Here is a 24854-nt window from a genome sequence, read left to right as displayed (position 1 = left end):
TAGCAACTAAAGCATAAGGAACTGTTTTAATTAATGGTGAATTTTTGAGAGTGTCATAATTTTGGTTTTTATTGAAATGATTAATAGCTATCCATTTCTTATTTATAAACTAAAAGGTTAACTTTTTTGCTAAAAAAATTAAACAAAAAAAAACCTTTTAAACCTAAGTCTAAAAGGGATTTATAATATTTAGTTATGTTTTTAAAGTGAATTTAAAATGGCATCTTTCATTTTTAATGCTCTACTTCTAACCTCTTCTTCTGTCCAAGATAATTTAATTAGGCAAGAAATATTTCGACCAATATAATGATCACTTTGAGTAAATGTTTTTTTACTTAATAAACTTAAAGAATCCTTTATATCTTTAGATAAAGGGTATAAAGATTTAGCGTCCTTAAGGTGATTCCATTTCCTAACATAATGCCAATTATTATCGTAGTAGTTCCAACAAGCATCTACTCCATTTTCTTTAAAAGCGGCAATTGTTTTTCTTGCTATTTCTAAATCTGGTAAAAAGAAATTAAAAAAAGCATAACTTTCTTCACCTCCATCTGGTACAGTTCTAAAAGTTACTTCTGGAATTTCTGCAAGTGTTTCTCTTAAAATAGTATAGTTTTTTTTCTGAACTTCTAAAAACTCTGGTAATCTTTTAATTTGAGCTAAACCAACAGCAGCGTGTAGTTCTGAAATTCTAAAATTATAACCTAAAAAAGGGTGCGTTTCTGCTCCCCTATCATTTCCCTCGTGGTCATGTCCATGATCGCTAAAGTGGTCGGCGTTCGTATAATATTGCTTGTTATTTGTTATTATTGCTCCTCCTTCACCACAAGTTACGGTTTTTACAAAATCGAAAGAAAAACAACCTAAATCTCCTATACTCCCTAGTGGTTTATTGTTATAACGACCTCCAATAGCCTGACACGCATCTTCAACCAAAAGCAGGTTATGCTTATCACAAACTTGAGATAGGGCATCCATATTAGCCATGCTACCACACATTTGTACAACCATAACGGCTTTAGTTTTTGGAGTAATTGCAGCCTCAACAGCCTTTGCATCTAAACCTAAAGTATCATCTATATCAACAAGTACAGGAATTGCGCCTAGTAATAAAATAGCTTCAAAACTGGCCACAAAAGTAAATGTTGGCATAATTACTTCATCTCCTGCTCCAACACCTGCACTAGCTAATGCTACAGAAACAGCAGAGGTTCCATTAGAAACTAATTGTACATAATCGCTCTCTAAAGTTTTTTGTAATTCTGCTTCTAAGGCTTTAGCTTTCCAGTGCCCATTGCGCATACCATCAAAACCATAACGCATTAAAACTCCATTATCTAATACATCTTGTAATTCTTCTCTTTCTAAATCTCCAAAGCGTTCAAATCCTGGCATAACTTTTATTATATTTTTCTCAAAAATACTTCTATTTCTAAAATTAAAAAAGCCTCTTAAAACAAAGTTTAAAAGGCTTTTAATATATTAAATAACTTAATTAATACTTTTCTATAATTCCATCAATAAAAGCAAAATGTCTATCTGTTTCTCTAAGAAAAGTATAACCTGATAATTCTCCAATTACATTTAAGTTTTTATTTAAAACAACTAAATTTGGATAACCTCCATTTTTATTATATTTCTTAACTAGGAGTTTATTTTTAACTTTTTGTTCTGGTGTAATTATATCTATACGTCTTGGCATATCTACTTTTAATAAAACAAAATGTTTTGCTTTTTCTTCAAAAGCATCTGTATTAAAAAAGTCTTTTTTAAGCAATTTACATGGTCCACACCAGTCACTCCCAGTAAAATAAATTAATATTGGCTTGTTTGAACTTAGAGACTCTTGTTTTGCTTCTTCTAAATCTAACAACCAATTTAGGTTAGATATTTCTTCTTCTTGTGAAAAACCAATTGTAGATATACAAATGGATAGTATTAGTAGTAGATTTCTCATTGTTTTAAACTTATAAACTATACAATATTATAAAAAAAATATTATATACAATAATCTTGCCAGCTTATTAAATTAAAGTTTTATAACACTATCTGTAAGTCCTTTACGCACTTTTTTAAGTTTCGACATATAATCATTTTCTGCTCTATAACCTATTGGCATAACTAAAACAGATTTTAGATTTTTAGATCCCAAATTCAAAATTTCATCGTAATCTTTATTTGTAAATCCTTCCATTGGGCAAGCATCGATACCTTCTAACGCACATACAGTTAATAAGTTTCCCATCGCTAAATAAGCTTGCTTTACAGCCCAATTAATAATTTCCTGCTCCTCTTTCTTTTCAAAATCTTCAATTAAAAAGTGTTTAAAAGGATCTAAAATTGCATCAGGAGTATTTCTTATTTTTTTAACAAGATTAAAATAACTTTCAATATATTTTTTATCGATTAAAGTATCTATGCAAAAAACTAAAACATGAGATGCTTGAGAAACTTGTTCTTGGTTCATTGATAATTCAACCAATTGTTTTTGTAAAACTTTATCTTCTATTACAATTAATTTTATAGGTTGTAATCCATAAGAAGTAGCAGTTAAATTAAAAGCTTCTAAAATAATTTCTAATTTTTCTTTAGACAAAGTCTTAGAGGAATCAAAAGCTTTAGTAGCATAACGCCATTTTAATGCATCAATAACATTCATATAATTATTATACTTTTTACAAAAATAGAATTACATTCGTTATAAACTATAAATTTTTTCCATAAAATAAGTAAATGAAAACAATTACAGAGTTAATTAATAAATCTGAAACTAGAATTTTTAAAGCTATTTTTCCTAATACAACAAATCATTACAATACTTTATTTGGAGGCACTGCTTTATTAATGATGGATGAAGCATCTTTTATTTGTGCAACACGGTTTAGTAGAAAAAAAGTAGTAACTATATCTACAGATAAAATAGATTTTGAAAAACCTATTCCAGAAGGTACAATTGTAGAATTAGTTGCAAGAATTCACAAGGTAGGAAATACAAGTTGTACAGTAAAAGTAGATATTTTTATGGAAAACATGTATAATTACGAAAGAGAATTAACTGTCACAGGATACTTTAAGTTCGTGGCAGTCAACGCACAAATGAAACCTATTCCAATTTTAAATTAATTTTTTAAAAAAAATCTCGAAAATTATTTGAAAAGAAAGAAAAAGGACACTATATTTGCAGCCGCATTAAGGCAAATAGCTTTATGAGGCACTCAAGGAGAAATGGCAGAGTGGTCGAATGCGGCAGTCTTGAAAACTGTTGAGGGTCACACCTCCGGGGGTTCGAATCCCTCTTTCTCCGCAAAACCCTTGTTAATCATTATGATTTTCAAGGGTTTTTTATTACATCTATTTTAAAAGTAGACAATTGACTATCTTTATACCTCTAAAAAAAATTAATTTGTTCTACACTATAATAGATGTTGAAACTTCTGGACGTACTAACCGCATTACAGAAATCTCAATTTTTAAATACCACGAAAATAAAATAATTGATGAGTTTACATCTCTAGTAAACCCTAACTGTTACATTCCTGAACATATTACTGCACTAACTGGTATTGATAATAATACAGTTGCAAATGCGCCTGAATTTAGTGAAATAGCAAACAAAGTATTAGAGATTACCAAAGACTGTATTTTTGTAGCTCATAATGTTAATTTTGATTACAATGTAATTAGAAAAGAATTTAAAAGATTAGAAATAGATTTTACTAGAAAAAAATTATGCACCGTAAGGCTTAGCCGTAAACTCCTTCCTGGACACCGCAGCTATAGTTTAGGTAAACTTTGCAAAGACTTAAATATTTGTATTAATGGTAGACATAGAGCTCGTGGTGACGCAGAAGCAACAGTTATACTATTTAAAAAACTTCAAGCACAAGAAAACGCAAAAGAAATATTTTTAAAATTTTTAAATAAAAATAGTAAACAAGCAACCTTACCGCCTAACTTACCAAGTGAAGTTTTTAACAATTTACCAAATAGTACAGGTATTTATTTTTTTAAAAATAAAAAAGGGAAAGTAGTCTATGTTGGTAAAGCAAAAGATATAAAAAAAAGAGTATTAAGTCATTTTTATAGTAAAGCACAAAAATCTCTAGATATGGTTAGAGAGACTGCACATATAGATTTCGAGCTATCAGGAAGTGAATTTATTGCTTTGCTAATGGAAGATGCTGCAATAAAACACCACTACCCACAATATAATAAAGTTGCTAAAAAGTCACCAAAAGGCTTTTCGTTATTTAGTTATCAAGATAGAAATGACATTATGCATATAGCTATTAATAATAGTAAAGCAACTCCAAAACCAATAATTACCTTTTATAGTTTAAGAGAAGCTAGGCTATATTTAGAACAAATTTGTGATGAATTTAATCTATGCCCAAAATTTTGCCATTTGCAAGAAAACGTTTCTACTTGTTCTCATTATTTAATTAAAAATTGTAATGGTATTTGTAAAGGAGAAGAAACCGTAAACATTTATAATGAGCGCGTTACAAACGCAATTATAGATATTGTAAATAATAGTAAAGATGCCATATTAAAAGAAAAAGGTAGACAAGAAAATGAAGAAGCTTTTGTAATGGTTAAAAACGGAAATTATCTAGGCTATGGATTCGTAGACAAAAGCGAACAAATTACACATGAAAGCCAATTAGAGCATTTCTTAATTAAACAAAAAGACAATAGCGATATACAAAGTATACTAAGAAAAAAGTTATTAAAATAAAATATAAACACAATACTTCGGCATAATTAGTGTTAACATTATTTATATTTGAACTAAAATATTGTTTATGAAACACCTTTTTTTATTTTTAGCAATTAGCTTTTCATTATTAACAAATGCACAAAACAACGCATTTCAAGCTGGAGAAAAACTAACCTTCACAGCAGGCTATAATATGTCTGGTTTAATGACGGATTTTGCACAAGTCACCATGGAAACCAGCAATGTAAAGACTAGTAAAGCTACGCTACTTCGCTTAAAATGCAAAGCTACAACATATTCAAAATGGGATGGTTTTTTTAAAATTAGAGACCTTTACGAAAGTTATGTAAACCCTAAAACACTTACACCATATTTATACAAAAGAGAAATAGATGAAGGTGGGCACTACAAGTTCATGAAATATAATTTCAGTCCAAAATCTAGAAGTGTAAAAAGTCAAATGAAAAAAAGACGTGGAGATGGAACAATTTGGGAAGTCAATAAAAACTATGGCATTTCTGGAAACACAAAAGATATTGTAACAACAATTTACCACTTACGAAGTTTAGACATTAAAAAAGCTTCAATTGGAGACAGTGATACATTTACAGTGCTTTTTGATAATGAAGAAAAAAAATTTAGATTCACATTATTAGGAAAAGAAACAATAAACACAGCCTTAGGTAAAAAAGAATGTTTTAAACTTAAAATTAGTCTTTTAAATAGCGACGTATTAAAAGGAAACGGAAACCTATTATGGTTAACTGCAGACGAAAACAAAATACCAGTATATGCCAAATTTAAAGTTGCCGTAGGTAGTGGTGAGTTAAAAATTAAAAGTGCAACTGGCTTAAAAAATTAATAATTTATGAGAAAAACAGCAATATATTTAGGTTTAATATTTTCAATAATTGCAGTAGTTTTAGCAGCATTACCATTCTCAAATTTTGCTTTTTTACCTGCTGTATTAGCATTTGTTTTTGGACTTATAGCGTTTTTTAAATCTAAAACCGGAATCCATAAAAAATCTACAATACAACTTATATTTTTACTAACAATAATTTCACTTGCATTAGCAACTTACAAATCAATTTATACAGTTACAGAAGTAGGTGATACACAACAATTAGAACAAAGAGAAGACAACTCTTTAGAAGAGTCAATTGAGGAATTAGAAGATATCGATATTTCTGAGTAGGAAAATAGCTTCATTTTAAAACAATTTATATATATTTGAACCTCAATTTATTATAAATGAAATCCTTTTTTATTCTCAGTATACTAGCCGTTGTTGGTTCTTGTGCAGAAACTAAATATTCTACAAAAATTGAAAACCTAAACAATAGCGTTATAGTTACAGATAGTACACTAATTGTTAAGTATTCAAAAACAATAACCGAAAAAGAATTAGAGCAAAATCTTTATAAGTTTTCTTCTAAAGCATTTCAAGGTCGTGGTATAAGTACACCTGGACAAAAAAAAGCATCGCATTTTTTAAAAGATTTTTATATCCAAAATAATATAGACGTAAGTTTTCAAACCGTTCCTGCAAATTTTTTGCCAGAAAAAATAACAACAGATTCCGAAAATGTTATTGCATTTATAAAAGGTGAGGAAAAACCAGACGAAGTAATAATAGTTTCTGGACACTTAGACCATTTAGGCATAGAAAATGAAGAAATATATTTTGGAGCAGATGACAATGGCTCTGGCTCAATGGCAATACTAGAAATAGCACAAGCCTTTAAAATGGCAGAAAACGATGGCTATAGACCAAAAAGAAGTATACTCTTTTTACATTTAACAGCCGAAGAAATTGGACTACAAGGCTCACTATATTATACCCAAAATCCCAAATTCGAACTAAGCAAAACCATCGCTAATTTAAATATAGATATGATTGGCCGTGTAGATAAACATCATAACAACAACCCTAATTATATATATGTTATAGGTGCAGACCGCATTAGTAAAGAGCTTAACTTTATTAACGAAAAAACAAATAATGCATTTACTAACCTAGAGTTAGATTATAAATATAATGCAGAAAACGATAGAAACAGATACTATTTTAGAAGCGATCATTATAATTTTGCAAAGCACAACATACCAGTAATATTCTATTTTAATGGTACTCATGACGATTACCATAAACCTACAGATACACCAGAAAAAATAAACTATCCCTTATTAGCAAAACGTTCAAAATTAATTTTTGCTACAGCGTGGCAACTAGCAAATAGAGATAAAATGCTATTACACAATACAGCACTTTAAAGCTAAAAAAAAACAAGACACGTTTTTTCTATTTTTTTCTCGTATTTTAGACCTTTAATAATAATGTTTAAATTATATGAAAAAAGTAATTTCTCTGTTTTCAATTGCAACACTTCTTATAGCATGCGGAACAACCAATAACACTAAAACTGTAAACAAAAAAGTTGAAGCTAACCCAACAACCTACGCAAACACAATTACAGCTCAAGATTTAAAAACAGCGCTTTACAAATATGCGTCAGATGAGTTTCAAGGTCGTGAAACAGGACAACCAGGACAAAAATTAGCAGTAGAATTTTTAAAAAATCACTATATTAAATACGGTGTTCCAGCAGCAAAACAAGATGGAGATTATTTTCAAAACGTACCATTAAAATTAATGAGTGCGCCAGATATTACGGTAACAGTAAATGGTAAAACTTTTAAACAAGTAGACGACATAGTATCTGTAGGTAATGGAGATACAAATAAAATAAACACATCCGAAATTATTTATGCAGGTTACGGTATAGACGATGAGAACTACTCTAGCTATACAAACATGGAAGATTTAACTGGTAAAATAGTTTTAATAAAAAACGGTGAACCAAAAAACGAAGACGGAACTTTTGTAATCTCAGGAACAAACGAAGAATCTAAATGGTCTAACTTCAGGCAACAATTTGCAGCAAAAAAAGACGCAGCACAAAAACGTGGTGCAGCAGCAGTATTCTTTTACTATCCAGATGTTTATAAAATGATTGCTTTTAGATATGGAGCATCATCTGGTAGACTATCATTAGCCCAAAACAACGATTCGTTTTATTATTTTATGATAAACGAAAACCTAGCAACAAGTCTAGTTCCAGACATAAGCAAAAACACTACAACACAAGCAGTAGCAACAAATATGAGCTTAGATTTTACAAACAAATCACAAGAAGTCTCATCAGAAAATGTAGCAGCAGTAATAAAAGGAACCCAAAAACCAGACGAGTACATAATAATCTCTGCACACTTAGACCACGAAGGAATAAAAGATGGTAAAATATATAACGGTGCAGATGATGATGGATCTGGAACAGTAGCCGTATTAGAAATAGCAGAAGCCTTCGCTAAAGCCAAAAAAGATGGTAATGGCCCAAAGCGCTCAATAGTATTTTTAAACGTAACAGGAGAAGAAAAAGGCCTATTAGGCTCAAGACACTATACAGACAACGACCCAATATTTCCATTAGCAAACACAGTTGCAGATTTAAATATAGACATGATTGGACGTACAGATCCAAACCGTGAAAAGAAAAACAGAAATTATGTTTACCTAATTGGTAGTGATAAGTTAAGTACAGAATTACACGAAATCTCAGAAGCTGTAAACACCAAGTACATGAATATTGACCTAGACTACAAATACAACGACGAAAACGACCCAAACCGTTTTTATTATAGAAGCGACCATTACAACTTTGCAAAAAACAACATACCAGTAATATTCTATTTTAATGGTACACATGCAGATTATCACAAACCAAGTGACACAGTAGAAAAAATAGAATTCGATTTATTAGAAAACCGTACACGCTTAGTATTCTATACAGCATGGGAATTAGCCAATAGAGAAAATAGAATAATTGTAGACAAAGCAACCGAGTAAAACAGTATTTGGGCGTTACCTAAAGGTCGCGCTATCACTACTCGCTCTCTGCGAGGAGCTCAAACAAAACGTTCTATCGCTAACGCAAAAAAAAGAAAAAAGCCTTCAATAAATTGAAGGCTTTTTGCTTTTGGGTGGAAGACCGGGTTCGAACCGGCGACTTTCGGTACCACAAACCGACGCTCTAACCAGCTGAGCTACAACCACCATTTGTGTGCATTTTTACAATGCGTGTGCAAATGTAATTGAAATCCTTTTTACTACAAAAACTTTTTCAAACATTTTAAAATATTTTTTTTAACTCCCTTACTTTAAATCAAATAGACTATCAACAGTTACGTAACGCTCAACCGTAAAACCTTCTGCATACTCTACTCCTACCAATCTGCCTAAATCTCTGGCTCTATAATTTACACTATCTATAAAAGATTTGCTTGTAATTGGCGTTTCTGGCTCATTACTTTTGCTATTAAAAAACTGTGTACCATAAGCATTTACAGCTTCTTGCTTTTGTTCTATAAAGTTAGAAATATCAACAACAAAATCTGGCTCTATATTTTTCCACTGTATATAATGGTAAACTAACTTAGGTCTCCATTTTTCCTGTAACTCATCATTAATAAATGTTTCTATTTTAATTAGTCCACTTAAAAAACAAGCATCACTTACTAGCCTACTGCCTTTACCATGATCTATATGTCTATCATCTATAGCATTACACAGTACTATTTCTGGTTGATACTTTCGTATCATTTTTATAATTTCTAGTTGGTGTGTTTTATCATTTATAAAAAAACCATCAGCAAAATTAAGATTCTCTCTAACTGCAACTCCCATAATTTTAGCAGCATCTGCTGCTTCTTGATCTCTTGTTTCTGCCGTACCACGAGTTCCTAATTCGCCACGTGTTAAATCTACAACACCTACTTTTTTACCTTGGGCAATTGCTTTACAAAGTGTTCCTCCAGCTCCTAATTCTACATCGTCTGGATGTGCACCAAAAGCTAATATATCTAATTTCATATTGTTATTACATTTTAAAACATTGGCTATTTACTTTGCCATAGTTCTTGTTCTTTATTATTTAAAAAAGTCCAGGCTACTACTCTACTTTGCTTATTACCTAGACTCATATTTATTACTTTTATAGTGGTTGCTCCTAATTTTGTTAAAGATGTTTTCATTGTTTTAACATGATCTTTATTAGACACTAAAATGGTGTACCAAAAACACTGTGTTTTAAACAGAGAACTTTCGTATAAATAATTATGTAAAAAAGCTTTTTCTCCTCCTTTATACCAAAGCTCATTAGCTTGTCCTGCAAAATTTCTTGTTACGGTATCTGTACTTTTCCCTAAGCCTTTTAATTTTCTAGTTGTTGCCGCTATTGCTTCAGCTTCATTTTTATAAAAAGGAGGATTACACAACGTGGCTTCAAATGTATCTTCAGGTTTTAAAATGCCTTTAAAAATTAAATTTTCATCCTCTTGTAAAATTAATTTAATTTCTTCTTTTAAATTATTTTTAGCAATTATGTTTTCTGCGGAAGCGATTGCTTTCTCATTACAATCTGAAGCTAAAAAACGCCAATTATACTCGGCATTACCAAGTAACGGATAAATGCAATTGGCACCTGTGCCCACATCTAAAATTTTTGGTGCACCTGTTATATTTAGTGTTTTTATTAAATCGTTTAAATAATGAATATAGTCTACTCTTCCTGGTATTGGCGGACATAAATTACCTTCTGGAAATTGCCAATAGTCTATATTATAATATGCCTTTAAAAGGCTCGTATTTAACAATTTTACACTCTCTAGGTTAGCAAAATCTATAGTGCTATTGCCGTGTTTATTTACAAAAATATGTGGTTGTAATTCAGGAAGTACTTTTACAAGTTTTTCTAAATCGTACTGTGCGTTGTGTTTATTATTTTTATGCAAAGCTTATAGAGATTTAATGGCTTGCTTAATGTCTTGTTTTAAATCTTTTACAGCTTCAATGCCTACCGAGAAACGTATTAGTCCATCGCTTATTCCTAAAGCATCGCGTTGGGCTTGAGTTAATAATGAGTGTGATGTTTGTGCTGGGTTTAAAACTGTGCTTTCTACACCTGCTAAACTCATGGATGCTTTAATTAGTTTTAATTTTTTTTGAAATATCACTGCATCTAATTCATCTTGTAATTCAAAGGATAGCATAGCTCCAAAACCTTTCATTTGCATTTTTGCTAATTCATATTCTGGATGGCTTTTTAAACCTGGATAATAAACGTGTTTTACAAAATCTTGTTTTTGCAGCCATTTTGCCATTTTTAAAGCATTTTTTGTTTGTGCTTTAACACGTAAACCTAGCGTTTTCATACTACGCTCTAACATCCAAATAGTAAAGTCGCTTAAACTGCCTCCTAAGTTTTTAGAAACGTTCCAGATTTTATCCATATGCTCCTTAGAACCAGCAACAGCTCCTGCACAAATATCACTATGTCCACCATAATATTTTGTAGCAGAGTGCATAATTAAATCTATACCAAAATCTGCTGGAGTTTGGTTTACAGAACTTGCAAAAGTATTATCTATACTTGTTATTATTTTTTTACGTTTTGCTAATTTAGCTACTGCTTTAATATCTGTTACTGTTAGTAAAGGATTAGATGGCGTTTCTATATGTATAAGTTTTGTATTAGGTTGTATTGCAGCCTCAAAATCTGCTTTACTATACCCATTTGTAAATGTAAATTCTATATCAAGTTTTGGAAACTCTTCTCTTATAAAATTTGTTGTGCCTCCATATATGGTATTTTGTACTACAATATGATCTCCTGCTTTTAAAAATGCTAAAAACATGTGGCTTATTGCTGCCATACCAGAACCAAAAATCATTGCTGTTTCTTTATGTTCAAGAGCTGCGATTTTTTTTGCTAAATATTCTTGATTAGGTGTATTAAAATAGCGTGGGTAACGTTTAATATCGACATCTAAATACTCGTAAGAAGAAGATAAATATATTGGTGATACCGCGCCTTTAAACTGCTCATCTTTAATCTCGCCAACGTGAGCACATATAGTGTTTAAACCTAATTTAGTTTTACTCATTCTTTAAAATATTTAAATTGTATTTGAACAAATATACGACAGAATTTTTCTTAAAATAAGTTAAAAATATATTGGTTTAACATGCTATTAACACCAAGAAATATTGATTTATTGTAATTTAGAACTACTATGATACACACTGACAAGAAAGAAAACGAAGCATTTATAAAAGAATCTGTTCAATACCTCGAAAAGTTAGGTTTTGAAAATATTAAAGCAGATGTAGAAGGTTTTGAGTCTCCAAAATCTTACGTTAAGCAAGAAGGTGATATTAAAATAACACCCGATATTACAGCAACTAGACGTAGTAAAAAATATTATTTTGAAATTGGTTTAAAAAGCGAAAAACAACGTTTACTAAAAACAAAATGGCGTTTTCTTGATGTGCTAAGTAGAATGAATGATAACCGTTTTAGAATTATTACTAAACGTGGACATTACAAATTTACCAATGATATGTTAAACGATTTAAATTTAAATAAAACTTTAATCAAGCTATAAAATATTACTTATAGTTGATTATAATAAAAGCAGCAAAATCCACTATTTGTTGCTTTTTTTATTTTACTTAGAATTAGTTTTTGTTTTTAAAAGCTTATTTTGCTCTTGCATTAACTCGTTTAAGTTTGTAAGTAACTCTATATCTTTAGGCGTTTTAACTGTTTTATTTTTTGTGTCATGGGATTTATCTCTCAAACGGTTCATAGCTTTTACCACAAGAAACACTGTTATACCTATTACTAAAAAATCTATAAATGCTTCTAATAAAGCACCATATTGTATAGCGACTTCTTCTGCCAAAACAGTACCAGATGTGTCTATATTAGATTCTCTAAGAATGATTTTTTTATCTTCAAGATTTATACCATCACTCATTAGAGATAATGGTGGCATTAGTACTTTTTTTACTAAAACATCTATTACTTTATTAAAAGATGCTCCAATTATAATACCAATGGCCATATCCATCATATTACCTTTTACGGCAAACTCTTTAAACTCTTTAAAAAAACCCATCATGTAATATTTAAGTCTATTTTTTGTAATACTTATTATACTTTAAATAAGCAAAAAATCCTAATGCAGCTACAATACCAACAGCAATGGCTATAAATTTAACACTTATTATTTGGTCTCCACTAGCATAAGAGTGTAAACCTGCTAGATAGAAGTTTACTCCAAAATACGTCATCATTATACTTGCAAACGCTACAATAGACATTAGGTTAAAAAACCATCGACCACGTAATCCTGGTACTAGTCTCATGTGAATAACAAAGGCATAAATCATTATACTAATTAACGCCCAAGTTTCTTTAGGGTCCCAACCCCAATAACGTCCCCAACTTTCGTTTGCCCACATACCTCCTAAAAAGTTTCCAATAGTAAGCATTACTAAACCTACGGTTAAAGCCATTTCGTTAATTATAGTAAGTTCTTTTATACTTAGTAGCATTTTATCTTTATTCTTGGCATTTGTTAAAATCATTAAAAGCATGACTACAACACCTAAAATCATTCCTAATGTAAATGGACCATAACTAGCTACAATTACAGCAACATGAATCATTAACCAATAGCTATCTAAAACAGGTTGTAAGTTTGCAATTGCAGGATCCATCCAGTTCCAGTGCGCAATCATTAAAATCATAGATGTTACAAAAGCACCTGCTGCTATTGTTAAATCACTAGTTTCTCGTTTTCCAGAAATTAACTTTAATATTCCTGATGTCTTATTCTCTTTAACTGCTGTTTTTGGTTCTTTTTTCTTACTAATACCTGTAATTAAACCAAAAAGCATTGTAGCCCAAGCTACATAAATCATAGACTCGTAAGCATCACTCCACGGTGCATGACCAGAAATATACCAACGTGCTATAAGACCTAAGGTGTGTAACAAAAATAAACCTACAATAATCCAAATTAAAACTTTTACAGCTATTGTTAGGGCTTTGCTTTTATCTTTAAAAATTTGGACTATTAATATTACAAATAGTAATGAGCCAGCGTACATATACCAACTAAAAAGTTTTTTAAAAATGTCATACTTATTATAAAGAATTTCTGTATTAATTTTCTCATCACTAAGCATAACTTCTGCTCCTAACTTTCTTTGATTTTTCTTGAAAGCCTCTAATAATTTGTTTGTTTCGGTATAATCTCCTGTTTGCTTTGCCTGATTTAGTCTATACAAATACAAGCCAAAACTATTATCTATAAAACCACGGTAAGTAGAATCTTTTATTTGTTCTCTATAACCTTCTTTTCTATATTCTGGTTGAGATATCCATTTGTTATTTTCATCATTTGGAACAGGAAAAATTCTTAAAGACTTACCATCTATTGTATTATATAATAAATTTACTCTAGAGTCTGTTTCTTTAAATTCTTTTTGAAATCCGCTAGGTATTTGCGCTCTATAAGCTTCTTCTAAATATGGAGATAGTTTGTAATCTCCACGGTTTGTAAAAAAGTGTGCTAATGTTGCATAATTTTCAGATTTATCTAAACCTATTATTTTTCTAATAGAATCTCCCTTTTTAGGTTTTAAATAGATAATTGGTACGTTATACCATAATAAAGGACTTTCTTGTATTGATAAAAATACTTGATCTGCAGAAAAGCCTTCGTAAGTATCACTTTTGCTTAATTTTCTTAAAAATTCTGAAGCATAAGTATTTACAGGCATCATTCTACCGCCTATATCCTGTATTACTAGTTTTCCAAAATTTTCAGCTTCAGCTTTATTAACAACATTTGCTTTTAAAATAGAATCTACTTGTGCTTTACTTTCTGCAAAAGAGATGCTTTGGGCTGGTTCTTCTTTTATATTAGTAGTTTCTACTTGCTGCTCTATAGTTTGCTCTGTCGTAATACTATGAGCGCTATGGTCGTGCCCATCATGTTCGTTATGCTCTTGATCTTGTGCAAATCCTGACAATGCAAAACATAATACGAGTATTGTTGTAAACTTACTTTTTTTGGCTTTTACCTTTTCTAACATTTTTTTTAAATCGGCAAAACGTGTGTTTTTATCAAATAAAATAGCCATTAAGCCAAAATATAATAACATGTAACCCAAATAGGTTAACCAGGTTCCCCAACGGTCATGATTTACAGATAGTATGGTACGTTGTTCGTTATTATCGAAACCAGATTGAAAAAAACGATATCCACGATGATCTAGTACGTGGTTCATATAAATTTTATAATCAAAATCACCTTTTTCTTCATCTAAAATAGTAACCTGACTAGAGAAGGCAGAATAGCTATTTTCTGTTCCTGGATATTTATCTGCTACAAAGTCATTTAGTTTTACTTTAAAGGGAAGTTCTAATACTTTAGATCCAAATTTTAAATCGAAATCTAGACCGCCAACATTTACTTTTTTCCATTGGTTATTAGTGCCTACTCCACCTAAAAGGTTTACTTTTTTAGTTTCTCCGTTTGCGGTTACATTTAAAACCACTCCATCTTCATCGCTTTTAAGAAGTTTAGATTTTTTAACTACATCAAACTCTCCTTTTATTACTGGCTTTGGAAACACCATTTGCATGTTACCAATAACATAACGAGAACGTAACATTAGTGGTTGTATGCTATCTTTTATAAGTTTACCTTCATTCATGGTTGCCATTTGAAGGTACTCACCTTCGAAAGGAGATTCTATTCGCAAACCTCTTTCATCGTTATAAATATTAATCGCTCCTTTTTTAGGGTTGTTTAATGTAAAAATTACGTTGTGTACTAATTGATCTTCTCCAGCTTTTAAAAAGTGATTGTGTGGTGTACCTTCTCCAGCTTCAACTAATTTTAGATATTCTTCTCCTGTTTCGTTAGGAATAATATCTTCTTCGGCATTTTCAATAAATTTATCTAAAGTAATTTCTATTGGTGTGTTACCATAAGTTGTATTAATGCTTAAAGAATTATTTAATCTTTCAGAAAAATCTACTTTTTCTTCTATACGCAAACGTTGTGGCACATCACCTATCTTGTAATCACCATTTACAAGTGCCGAAACATAGGTTTTTTCAGATAAAAAAGTGTTTTCTGTTTCGCCTTCAAAAATTGGCATTTTACCTTCGTAACCAATATATCGTGTTACAAAAGCGCCTAAAAGAATAAATATAAATGATAAGTGCAATACTAAAGTTGCCCACTTTTCTTTTTTATGCAATCTAAATCTAAAAATATTTCCAATAAAATTGATTACAAAAAATGCCATTATAGCTTCAAACCATAAGGTATTATATATCCAATATCGAGAATATGGAGTTGGAGATGTATCTTGTCCTGCGTCCATAAAAGTACCAATACCCATAGCTAGGGCAAAAGCAACAAATAAAATAGCAGTTAAACGAGTAGAGAAGAGAATTTTTGCGAGTTTATTTTGCATAAGAATCAAGGCTATATTTAGCTCGTGCAAAGATAAGGGTTTTTGGTTGTTTCTCTTTATTGAAAATACCGTTAAAAACTGTTAAAATTATAAGTTCTTTTTTGTGCGATCTTCAAATATTTTCATGTACATAAATGTGCTCATTTTTTGAGCACGGCGTTTAGCGTTTTCGGCAATTTCTCCTGTAAATAATTCGTCTATAGTTTGAAGCCAGTATTGTAGCCATATACCAAAATGGGTTTGGGTTATTTTACTATTACTAGCTTTATCTACATCTATATGTACCTGCAAAGGATTTCCTTGGTATTTAGTTTCTAATTTACGAGACATAAACAAACTTGACTCCCAAAACGTTGTAAGGTGTTCTAAATGTGACTCCCAATCTTCTATTATATTATTAAAAACAGGACCTAAGAGATTATCTTTTCTAACTTTAGAATAAAAACTAGAAACTAATAAGTAAATATCTTCTCGAGAATTAATATCAATTTTGCACATTGTTTACAAAGATAGTTTAAACACCTTTTATATCATTAAATAGATACTTATTTTAGCGCTATGATAACAGTAGTACTATTAGGCGCTGGAAATGTAGCGTCACATTTATATAAAGCTTTTAAAAATACAGATGAAGTTACTGTAAAACAATGGTATAACCGTAGTTTAAAAGCTATTGAATCGTATAAAAACGATGTTGAGATTACAAATAATTTAAATGAATTAACTTTAGCCGATATTTATATTTTAGCAGTTAGCGATGATGCTATTGAAGATTTATCTAAAGCCTTGCCATTTGCAGACCGTTTGGTGGTTCATACTTCTGGAAGCACAAGTTTATATGCTGTAGATATGAAACAAAAACGCGGTGTTTTTTATCCTTTACAAACATTCTCTAAAGATGCAGATGTAGATTTTAGTGAAGTACCTATTTGTGTCGAAGCTTTAAACAAAAAGGATTTACCTGTTTTAAAACAGTTAGCTAAGGCTATAGGCAGTAAAAGTCATAAAGTAAATAGCGACCAAAGGCAAGCTTTACATTTAGCTGCTGTATTTGTAAACAATTTTACAAATCAGTTATATCGCATTGCGCATGAAATTACTGAAGCTAATGGTGCAGAATTTGATATTTTAAAACCTTTAATTAAAGAAACAGCCAATAAAGTTGAAAGTTTGTCTCCATTTATGGCACAAACAGGACCTGCCAAACGAAATGATAAAAAAACCATTCGCAGGCATCTAAAACAATTAGACAGCGATCACCATATTGCAGTTTACGATTTGTTAACAAAATCTATACAGAAAACTCATGGGTTTTCTAGAAAACCAAAAAAATAAGAATTGCATATTATGACTGATAAAAGCTATAAAGAATATTTAAGCGACATTAACACATTTATATTTGATGTTGATGGCGTATTAACAGATGGTTCATTAACAATTACAACAACTGGAGAAATGCTTCGCACCATGAATGTTAAAGATGGTTATGCAATAAAACATGCTTTAAATAATGGTTACAATGTTTGCATTATTTCTGGCGGAACGAATGAAGGTGTTCGTAAAAGATTAGAACACTTAGGCGTAGCAGATGTCTATTTAGGCGCACACAATAAAATAGAACAATTTGAAGATTATATAGCTAAAAAAAATGTTGAAGCTAAAAATGTTTTATATATGGGAGATGACATACCAGATATTCCAGTTATGCAATTAGTTGGTTTAGCTACTTGCCCGCAAGATGCTGTAAAAGAAGTTAAAGCAGTTTCAAAATATATTTCACATAAAAAAGGTGGTAACGGTAGTGTTCGAGATGTTATAGAGCAAGTTTTAAAAGTCCGTAAAAACTGGGAAGGTTTTTTTGATGCTTCTTTATAGATAATCACTACATAAAAAATTTAAAAACTTAAACCATTGAAAATATTAAACCTTATTAGATATAAAAATTTAATTATGATTGCTGTAGTGCAACTCTTAATTAAATATGCTTTATTTCCAGCATTTGCTGTAGATATTACATTAAATGGTATTGGCTTTGCTGTATTGGTTTTTGCTACTATTTTTATTGCTGCTGGCGGATATGTTATTAACGATATTTACGACATAGAGACTGATGCTGTAAACAAACCAAATAAATTAATTGTAGGTAAAACTTTAAGCGAAGATACAGCCAACAAACTCTATATTTTATTTACTGTTATAGGTGTTGGTCTAGGCTATTACCTATCAAACTCTGTTGGCAGACCTCCGTTTTTTATTGTTTTTCTAGCCACATCTGGTCTACTTTATATTTATGCTACTTACTTAAAGCAAATTGCTGTAGTTGGTAATATTGTAGTATCTGCAATAGTTGCTTTAAGTTTATTAATTGTTGGGATTTTTGAACTAATTCCTGCAATTAACTCAGGCAATCAAGTAGTACAATCTAGTATGTTTGAGGTTTTAACAGACTTTGCCATACTTGCCTTTTCAATTAATTTTATTAGAGAAATTGTAAAAGATATTCAAGATGTAGATGGCGACCATAAATCTGGTATGCAAACTTTACCAATTTTATTTGGCAAAACTAGAACAGCTAAAATAGCCTTTGCTCTTACGTGTCTTTTAATACTTATAATTGCTTATTATATAGGTACGTTTGTTTACATGCATGTAGAAGCAATTATCTACTTTTTAATATTAGTTATTGCGCCTTTAATTTATATTGCTATAAAATTATTTATGGCAGAAAATAATAAAGATTTTAAACATATTAGTTTAATGCTTAAATTGGTAATGATAACCGGCATGTTTGCAATGGCATTATACTACTTTATTTTATAATTAAATTATGCTTAACGCTAAACTTAAAAATCATAATATAATATTAGCCTCAGGATCTCCAAGAAGGCATCAATTTTTTAAAGATTTAGGTTTAGATTTTGAAGTTAGACTTAAAACCATAAAAGAAGATTACCCAAAAAGATTAGTTCATTTTGAAATAAGCGACTATTTAGCACAATTAAAATCTTTACCTTATTTAAATGAGTTAAAGGATAATGATATTTTAGTAACCAGTGATACCATTGTTTGGCACAACAATATTGCTTTAGGAAAACCAAAAGACAACGACGAAGCTTTTGCAATAATTAAATCTCTTAGTGATGCCACACATGAGGTTATTACTTCGGTTTGTATTAGAACAAAAACGTTTCAAAAAACTGTAAACGCAGTAACAAAAGTTACTTTTAAAGCCTTTACAAATAAAGAAATATGGCATTACATAAATACTTGCGCGCCATTAGATAAAGCTGGAGCATATGGTATTCAAGAATGGATAGGACAAATAGGTGTGGTTAAAATAGAAGGTTCCTATTTTAATGTAATGGGAATGCCTACGCATTTAGTTTACGAAACGTTAAACTATATTGCAGATCACTTTTAGATAGTTAAATTTACATCTAAAACAGCTAATAATGAACAACTTGAATGCCTTTAAACTAATATTAAGTTTTCTTTTTTTATGTACTTTTTTTTCTTGTAAAAATGAAAAAAATACAACAGTACAAATTCCAAAAAATATAAAAACTGAAACAACTTCTAAAGCTAAGGCATTTAAACCAAATCAAAGTTTTAAAGATTACTGGTATAGTGGAGAAGCCGAGATTACATCATTTAAATTATCGCAATCCAGATATGGCGAAATACGCGAAGGTACAGCTGTTTTGGTTTATGTTACAGAACCTTTTTTAAAAGACAAACAAGTAAAAGCAGACCAAAATAATGCTTCAAATGTTTCGGTATTAAAACTTAATGCAACTAAAAATTTTGTTACCGGTGTTTACCCATATTCTATAATGCAAAGTACATTTTATCCTATACCCAATAACCAACACGCAATAAAAGTTTCAAGTTCTGTACAAGAATGGTGTGGCCAACAATACGTGCAATTAAATAATAGAAATAACTTTGAACTCAAACAGCATTCCTATTTTGAAACTACAGGAGACAAATCTTACAATATTGATAAAGCCATTTTAGAGAACGAATTATGGGCTAAACTTCGTATAAACCCAAAATCCCTACCCGTTGGTGACATTAAAGTTATTCCGTCTTTAGAGTTCACTACTTTAAACCACAAACCCATTAAAGCATATAATGTAATTGCTAAGCTAAAAGAAAATAAGTATTCATTAAATTTTCCAGATTTAAATAGAAATTTAAGTATTACTTTCAATAAAAATTTCCCATTCGAAATAATTTCTTGGCAAGAAACTATAAACAATCAAGTTACTAAAGCAACAAAATTAAAAACAATTAAATCTGCTTACTGGAATAAAAAAACGAATAAGGATACCACTTTACGCAAAAAGCTTCAATTAAAATAATTTTTAAAAATCCATTGGAAACATACCAAACACCTTTAATTAACACCTTAATAGTACTCGCTATTTTTATAGTTATTCGAACTTTAGGTAAAATGACCATAAGAAAAATTGGTCAAAAAAGTGCAATTAACGATGCACGTGTAAAATTAATTTCACGCTACTTTACTGTCACGCTATTATTAATTTTTATATTGGTTGAAGCCTTTATTTTTGGACTTGAAGCAAGAGATATTTCGCTTATATTTTCTTCCGTTTTTGCTGTAATTGGTATTGGTCTTTTCGCTATTTGGTCTATATTAAGCAATGTAACTTCAGGTATTATCATGTTTTTTTCATTCCCATATAAAGTGGGCGACAAAATTAAAATTCATGACAAAGACTATCCAATAGAAGCTATAATTGAAGACATTAGAGCGTTTCAGCTTCATTTAAGGTTAGATAATGGCGACTTGGTAACTTATCCAAATAATTTAATTCTTCAAAAAGCAGTAACTTTAGTCGAGAAAGATGCCATAGAAGATTTTGGAGACTTTCATTAACTAATTATTTATGGCAAGACGTAAATCTAAAAAAAGAACTCAAAACTATAAAAAACAAGTTGGCCAAGTACCTGGAGCTCTTGTTTATACAGGTAAAAAGGAAACACAAAAGCTTTTTATTGAAACTTTTGATTATAATATAGATTCCATTATCGAAAAGGAATTAGTAAATATAGAAGAAGCTTTTAAATTTAAATCGTCTAATACAGTGACTTGGATAAATTTAAATGGCTTAAACCATATCGATGAAATTGAAAAACTTGGTCAGCATTACGATTTACATCCATTAGTATTAGAAGATATTGTTAATACAGGACAACGACCAAAAATAGATGAATTTGAAGACTACATTTTTATAGTATTAAAAATGATGTATTATGATGAGTCTGAAACTATAGTTTCTGAACAAGTAAGTTTAATACTTGGAGAAAACTATGTACTCTCTTTACAAGAAGCAGAAGGTGATGTTTTCGATGCTTTAAGAGAACGCATAAGGCAATCTAAAGGTCGAATTAGAGGTTTAGGTCCAGATTATTTACTGTATGCTTTAATAGATTCTATTGTAGATCACTATTATGCCATTATTGAAACAATGGGTAATAAAATTGAAGATTTAGAAGATAATTTATTTGAAGGTTTAACTAAAGAAGAAATAACCTCAGATATTCAAGAACTTAAAAGAGAAGTTTTAAAAATAAGGCGTGCTATTTTTCCTCTTCGCGAAATAATAAATCGTGTAGATAAAAGCGAAAGTAAACTTATAGACAATAAAACACTACATTATTTTGGTGATGTTTACGATCACATCATCCAAGTGTCAGATACTATAGATATTTATCGTGAAATGATTTGGGGACTTATGGATATGTACATGACAACCATAAGTAATAGAATGAACGAGGTCATGAAAGTACTAACCATAATTTCTACCATATTTATTCCACTAACATTTATTGCTGGTATTTACGGTATGAATTTTCAAAACATTCCTGAACTAGATTACAAATACGGCTACCATATTGTTTGGTTAGTAATGATTGTTATTTTTATAGCCATGATGTATTATTTTAAACGTAAAAAATGGCTTTAAATCACCAGTAATTTTTAATAAAAAGTTAAAGAAAACCTAAAATCCGTTATTAAAAAAGTGATTGTTTATATTTGGGTACTCGTCAATTTTTCGAGGTAAACTCAATAAAAACAATGTATAAAATTACCGCTTCTCTCCTATTTATATTCGCTTTTTTTATAAATAGTTTTGCTCAACAACCAGAAAAATTAAACGCATCTCAAATACACGATGCTGTACAAAAACTTAACTTTTTAGGCTCTGTTTTATATGTAGCAGCGCATCCAGATGATGAAAACACAAGATTAATTTCTTACATGTCTAACCAAGTAAAAGCCAGAACAGCATACTTGTCTTTAACGCGTGGTGATGGTGGCCAAAATTTAATTGGACCAGAGATAAGAGAACTTTTAGGTGTTATTAGAACACAAGAATTATTAGCCGCTAGAAAAACCGATGGTGGCGAGCAACGCTTTACAAGAGCCAACGATTTTGGTTACTCTAAACATCCAGACGAAACCTTAGCCATTTGGAATAAAGAACAAGTTTTAAGTGATGTTATTTTAGCCATACGCCAATTTAAACCAGATATTATTATTAATCGTTTTGACCATAGAAGTCCTGGAACCACACACGGTCATCACACCACTTCTGCAATGTTAAGCGTAGAAGCTTTTGACCTTGCAAACAATAAAAACATATACCCAGAACAAGTTAAAAAGTATGGTGCTTGGCAACCAAAACGAGAATTTTTTAATACATCGTGGTGGTTTTATGGTAGTCAAGAAAAATTTGACGCAGCAGATAAATCAAACTTATTAAGCTTCGATGTTGGTGTATATTACCCATCAAAAGGTCTTTCAAACAACGAAGTTGCAGCATTAGCAAGTAGTAAACATTTATGCCAAGGATTTGGTCGTTTAACACAACGTGGATCGCAAACAGAATATGTAGAATTATTAAAAGGAGATTTACCAAAAGATAAGTCTAATATTTTTGATGGTATAGATACAACTTGGAATCGCGTTAAAAACGGAAACTTTATCTATAGCGTATTAAATAAAGTTGAGACAGAGTTTAATTTTCAAAATCCTGCAGCACATTTAAGCGAATTAATGTCTGCTCGTGAGTTAATACAAACTTTAGATAACGAGCATTGGAAAACAATTAAAACTAAAGAAATAGACGCAATAATTGAAGCTTGTGCTGGTTTATATCTAGAAGCTTCTGCCTCTGCTCCAACATCTAGTCCAGGAGAACAAATTGAAATTGATTTAGAGGTTTTAAACCGAAGTGCTTCAAATATAGAATTAACTTCATATTTAATTTCAACAAACAAAACAGCAAATTTAAAAGCACAAAAATTAAATACTAACGAAAAATTTAATTTTAACGAAACTGTTAGTATTTCCGAAGAAACAAAACCAACAACTCCTTATTGGTTAGAACAAAAAGGAAGTTTAGGCATGTATACTGTAGAAGACAAAAGCTTAATTGGTAAGCCAGAAACACCAAGAGCTTTAACTGTAGATTTTAACTTAAAAATAAACGACAAACCACTTACCATTACAAAAAATGTAGTGTACAGATATTCTAAACCAGATAAAGGCGAATTGTACAGACCTTTTGAAATTATTCCAGAAGTCTCTGCAAAAGTATCTAAAAAAGTAATCATTTTTGAAAACGACCAACAAAAGGAAATTCCTGTAATAGTTCGCGCAGGTCGTGATAATGTTGAAGGTGTTATAAAAATGGATTACCCAAAAGATTGGAATGTTTACCCAAAACAACAAAAAATAGAAATTGCAAATAAAGGCCAAGAACAAACTGTAATTTTTACTGTAATTCCACCAAAAAATCAAAGTGAAGGCATTTTATCTCCAATTGTAACTATTGGCGATAAAGACTACAACAAAGAATTAATTGAAATAGATTACGAACACATCCCATTTCAAACCGTTTTACTACCAAGCGAAAGTAAAATTGTACGTTTAGATATTAAAAAGAAAGGTGAAAACATTGCATACATTGAAGGTGCCGGAGATGTTGTTCCAGAAAGTTTAGAGCAAATTGGTTATAATGTAATAACATTAAAACCAGAAGATATTACAACAGAAAAACTAAGTAATTTTGATGCAGTAGTTGTTGGAATTCGTGCTTACAATACTGTTGAAGCATTAAAATTTAAGCAAGATATTTTGTTCGATTTTGTTGCTAATGGAGGTAACATGATTGTGCAGTATAATACAAGCCATCGTGTAAAAGTAAAAAACATCGCGCCTTACAGTTTAACTCTTTCTCGCGATCGTGTAACCGATGAGTTTGCCGAAGTTAAATTATTAGAACCAAAGCACGAGTTAATGAACTATCCTAACAAAATCACTACTAAAGATTTTAATGGTTGGACTCAAGAGCGTGGTTTATATTTTCCTAACAAATGGGCAAAAGAATTTACACCTATGCTTGCTATGAGTGATAAAGGAGAATCTACAAAAAAAGGAAGCTTACTAGTAGCAAAACATGGAAAAGGCCATTATATCTATACTGGATTAAGTTTTTTTAGAGAATTTCCTGCTGGTGTTTCTGGTGCTTATCGCCTATTTGCAAATATGTTAAGTATTGGTAAAGGAGACATTTCTAATACCTTAGATATTAAAAACTAAAACACTAAAATTTAATTTAGTATAACTAACAATACTAAGTTTAAATACAATTTTACTATGAAAGACCAACCAAAATACAAGTGGAATAAACTTTA

At 30.5% G+C, this 24854-nt stretch carries 24 protein-coding genes and 2 tRNA genes; 16 read left to right on the top strand and 10 right to left on the bottom strand.

Translation table 11 applies throughout. From position 1 onward, the window contains the following. Window positions 1–201: 201 nt before the first annotated feature. The 3 genes from LACAL_RS11040 to LACAL_RS11030 form a co-directional block, all read right to left on the bottom strand. A complete protein-coding gene (locus tag LACAL_RS11040) occupies window positions 202–1395 on the bottom strand; it encodes a DegT/DnrJ/EryC1/StrS aminotransferase family protein (RefSeq protein WP_013870822.1) in 1194 nt (397 codons plus the stop codon). Window positions 1396–1495: 100 nt separating this feature from the next. Then, complete coding sequence (locus LACAL_RS11035) at window positions 1496–1957, bottom strand: thioredoxin family protein (protein WP_013870821.1); 462 nt, start codon at window positions 1955–1957, stop codon at window positions 1496–1498. Window positions 1958–2029: 72 nt separating this feature from the next. Continuing rightward, a complete protein-coding gene (locus tag LACAL_RS11030) occupies window positions 2030–2659 on the bottom strand; it encodes an NAD(P)H-dependent oxidoreductase (RefSeq protein ID WP_013870820.1) in 630 nt (209 codons plus the stop codon). A 74-nt stretch (window positions 2660–2733) separates the two neighbouring features. Between LACAL_RS11030 and LACAL_RS11025 the strand changes: the two genes are divergently transcribed. The 7 genes from LACAL_RS11025 to LACAL_RS10995 all read left to right on the top strand — a co-directional run bounded on the left by LACAL_RS11025 (window position 2734) and on the right by LACAL_RS10995 (window position 8630). Further along, window positions 2734–3123, top strand: a complete 390-nt coding sequence (locus LACAL_RS11025) for an acyl-CoA thioesterase (protein WP_013870819.1) — start codon at window positions 2734–2736, stop codon at window positions 3121–3123. Window positions 3124–3219: 96 nt separating this feature from the next. Further along, window positions 3220–3304: transfer RNA gene (locus LACAL_RS11020), tRNA-Ser, on the top strand. A gap of 99 nt (window positions 3305–3403) precedes the next feature. After that, window positions 3404–4738: an exonuclease domain-containing protein gene (locus tag LACAL_RS11015; protein WP_013870818.1), complete on the top strand. Its 1335-nt coding sequence runs from the start codon at window positions 3404–3406 to the stop codon at window positions 4736–4738. A gap of 67 nt (window positions 4739–4805) precedes the next feature. Further along, the gene (locus LACAL_RS11010; protein ID WP_013870817.1) at window positions 4806–5582 is read left to right on the top strand and encodes a DUF3108 domain-containing protein; all 777 of its coding nucleotides are present in this window, start codon (window positions 4806–4808) and stop codon (window positions 5580–5582) included. A 6-nt stretch (window positions 5583–5588) separates the two neighbouring features. After that, window positions 5589–5918 carry a hypothetical protein gene (locus tag LACAL_RS11005; protein WP_013870816.1) on the top strand — a complete coding sequence of 110 codons (330 nt, stop codon included), beginning with the start codon at window positions 5589–5591 and terminating at the stop codon, window positions 5916–5918. 56 nt (window positions 5919–5974) lie between these two features. Then, window positions 5975–6997 carry a M28 family peptidase gene (locus LACAL_RS11000; protein ID WP_013870815.1) on the top strand — a complete coding sequence of 341 codons (1023 nt, stop codon included), beginning with the start codon at window positions 5975–5977 and terminating at the stop codon, window positions 6995–6997. Between the two features lie 76 nt (window positions 6998–7073). After that, window positions 7074–8630, top strand: coding sequence for a M28 family metallopeptidase (locus tag LACAL_RS10995; RefSeq protein WP_013870814.1), 1557 nt, complete (start codon window positions 7074–7076; stop codon window positions 8628–8630). 132 nt (window positions 8631–8762) lie between these two features. On the opposite strand, the gene LACAL_RS10990 is transcribed toward LACAL_RS10995, so the two are convergent. From LACAL_RS10990 to LACAL_RS10975, 4 genes are all read right to left on the bottom strand, one after another. Continuing rightward, window positions 8763–8838: transfer RNA gene (locus LACAL_RS10990), tRNA-His, on the bottom strand. Between the two features lie 98 nt (window positions 8839–8936). Beyond that, window positions 8937–9653 (bottom strand): bacillithiol biosynthesis deacetylase BshB1, encoded by a 717-nt coding sequence (bshB1, locus tag LACAL_RS10985; RefSeq protein WP_013870813.1) that lies wholly within the window; start codon window positions 9651–9653, stop codon window positions 8937–8939. A gap of 26 nt (window positions 9654–9679) precedes the next feature. After that, window positions 9680–10573, bottom strand: coding sequence for a 23S rRNA (adenine(1618)-N(6))-methyltransferase RlmF (gene rlmF, locus LACAL_RS10980; protein ID WP_013870812.1), 894 nt, complete (start codon window positions 10571–10573; stop codon window positions 9680–9682). Between the two features lie 3 nt (window positions 10574–10576). Next, window positions 10577–11725, bottom strand: a complete 1149-nt coding sequence (locus tag LACAL_RS10975; RefSeq protein WP_013870811.1) for a PLP-dependent aspartate aminotransferase family protein — start codon at window positions 11723–11725, stop codon at window positions 10577–10579. 129 nt (window positions 11726–11854) lie between these two features. On the opposite strand from LACAL_RS10975, the gene LACAL_RS10970 reads away from it, so the two are divergent. Then, window positions 11855–12226, top strand: a complete 372-nt coding sequence (locus LACAL_RS10970; protein ID WP_013870810.1) for a hypothetical protein — start codon at window positions 11855–11857, stop codon at window positions 12224–12226. A gap of 63 nt (window positions 12227–12289) precedes the next feature. On the opposite strand, the gene mscL is transcribed toward LACAL_RS10970, so the two are convergent. The 3 genes from mscL to LACAL_RS10955 all read right to left on the bottom strand — a co-directional run bounded on the left by mscL (window position 12290) and on the right by LACAL_RS10955 (window position 16622). Then, a complete protein-coding gene (gene mscL / locus LACAL_RS10965; RefSeq protein ID WP_041301485.1) occupies window positions 12290–12742 on the bottom strand; it encodes a large conductance mechanosensitive channel protein MscL in 453 nt (150 codons plus the stop codon). A 16-nt stretch (window positions 12743–12758) separates the two neighbouring features. Then, window positions 12759–16124: a cytochrome c biogenesis protein CcsA gene (gene ccsA / locus LACAL_RS10960; RefSeq protein ID WP_013870808.1), complete on the bottom strand. Its 3366-nt coding sequence runs from the start codon at window positions 16122–16124 to the stop codon at window positions 12759–12761. Window positions 16125–16211: 87 nt separating this feature from the next. Beyond that, a complete protein-coding gene (locus LACAL_RS10955) occupies window positions 16212–16622 on the bottom strand; it encodes a group III truncated hemoglobin (protein ID WP_013870807.1) in 411 nt (136 codons plus the stop codon). Between the two features lie 60 nt (window positions 16623–16682). On the opposite strand from LACAL_RS10955, the gene LACAL_RS10950 reads away from it, so the two are divergent. The 8 genes from LACAL_RS10950 (at window position 16683) to LACAL_RS10915 (ending at window position 24759) form a co-directional block, all read left to right on the top strand. After that, window positions 16683–17459, top strand: coding sequence for a Rossmann-like and DUF2520 domain-containing protein (locus LACAL_RS10950; protein WP_013870806.1), 777 nt, complete (start codon window positions 16683–16685; stop codon window positions 17457–17459). Window positions 17460–17471: 12 nt separating this feature from the next. Continuing rightward, the gene (locus tag LACAL_RS10945; protein ID WP_013870805.1) at window positions 17472–17999 is read left to right on the top strand and encodes an HAD family hydrolase; all 528 of its coding nucleotides are present in this window, start codon (window positions 17472–17474) and stop codon (window positions 17997–17999) included. 36 nt (window positions 18000–18035) lie between these two features. Further along, on the top strand, window positions 18036–18944 hold the full coding sequence (locus LACAL_RS10940) for a geranylgeranylglycerol-phosphate geranylgeranyltransferase (protein ID WP_083817723.1): 909 nt from the start codon (window positions 18036–18038) through the stop codon (window positions 18942–18944). 7 nt (window positions 18945–18951) lie between these two features. Then, window positions 18952–19545, top strand: coding sequence for a Maf family nucleotide pyrophosphatase (locus LACAL_RS10935; protein ID WP_013870803.1), 594 nt, complete (start codon window positions 18952–18954; stop codon window positions 19543–19545). Between the two features lie 31 nt (window positions 19546–19576). Continuing rightward, a complete protein-coding gene (locus tag LACAL_RS10930) occupies window positions 19577–20488 on the top strand; it encodes a hypothetical protein (RefSeq protein WP_013870802.1) in 912 nt (303 codons plus the stop codon). Window positions 20489–20580: 92 nt separating this feature from the next. Continuing rightward, the gene (locus tag LACAL_RS10925; protein ID WP_148256194.1) at window positions 20581–21027 is read left to right on the top strand and encodes a mechanosensitive ion channel domain-containing protein; all 447 of its coding nucleotides are present in this window, start codon (window positions 20581–20583) and stop codon (window positions 21025–21027) included. A 10-nt stretch (window positions 21028–21037) separates the two neighbouring features. Beyond that, window positions 21038–22117, top strand: a complete 1080-nt coding sequence (corA, locus tag LACAL_RS10920; protein ID WP_013870800.1) for a magnesium/cobalt transporter CorA — start codon at window positions 21038–21040, stop codon at window positions 22115–22117. Window positions 22118–22230: 113 nt separating this feature from the next. Continuing rightward, entirely contained in the window at window positions 22231–24759 is a 2529-nt protein-coding gene (locus tag LACAL_RS10915; RefSeq protein ID WP_013870799.1) for a PIG-L family deacetylase, read from the top strand. Window positions 24760–24854: the final 95 nt, after the last annotated feature.

The organism is Lacinutrix sp. 5H-3-7-4 (genome assembly GCF_000211855.2).
GTDB lineage: Bacteria > Bacteroidota > Bacteroidia > Flavobacteriales > Flavobacteriaceae > Lacinutrix.
Note: the sequence above shows the minus strand (reverse complement) of the source record. Positions and strands in the feature narration are given on the sequence as shown.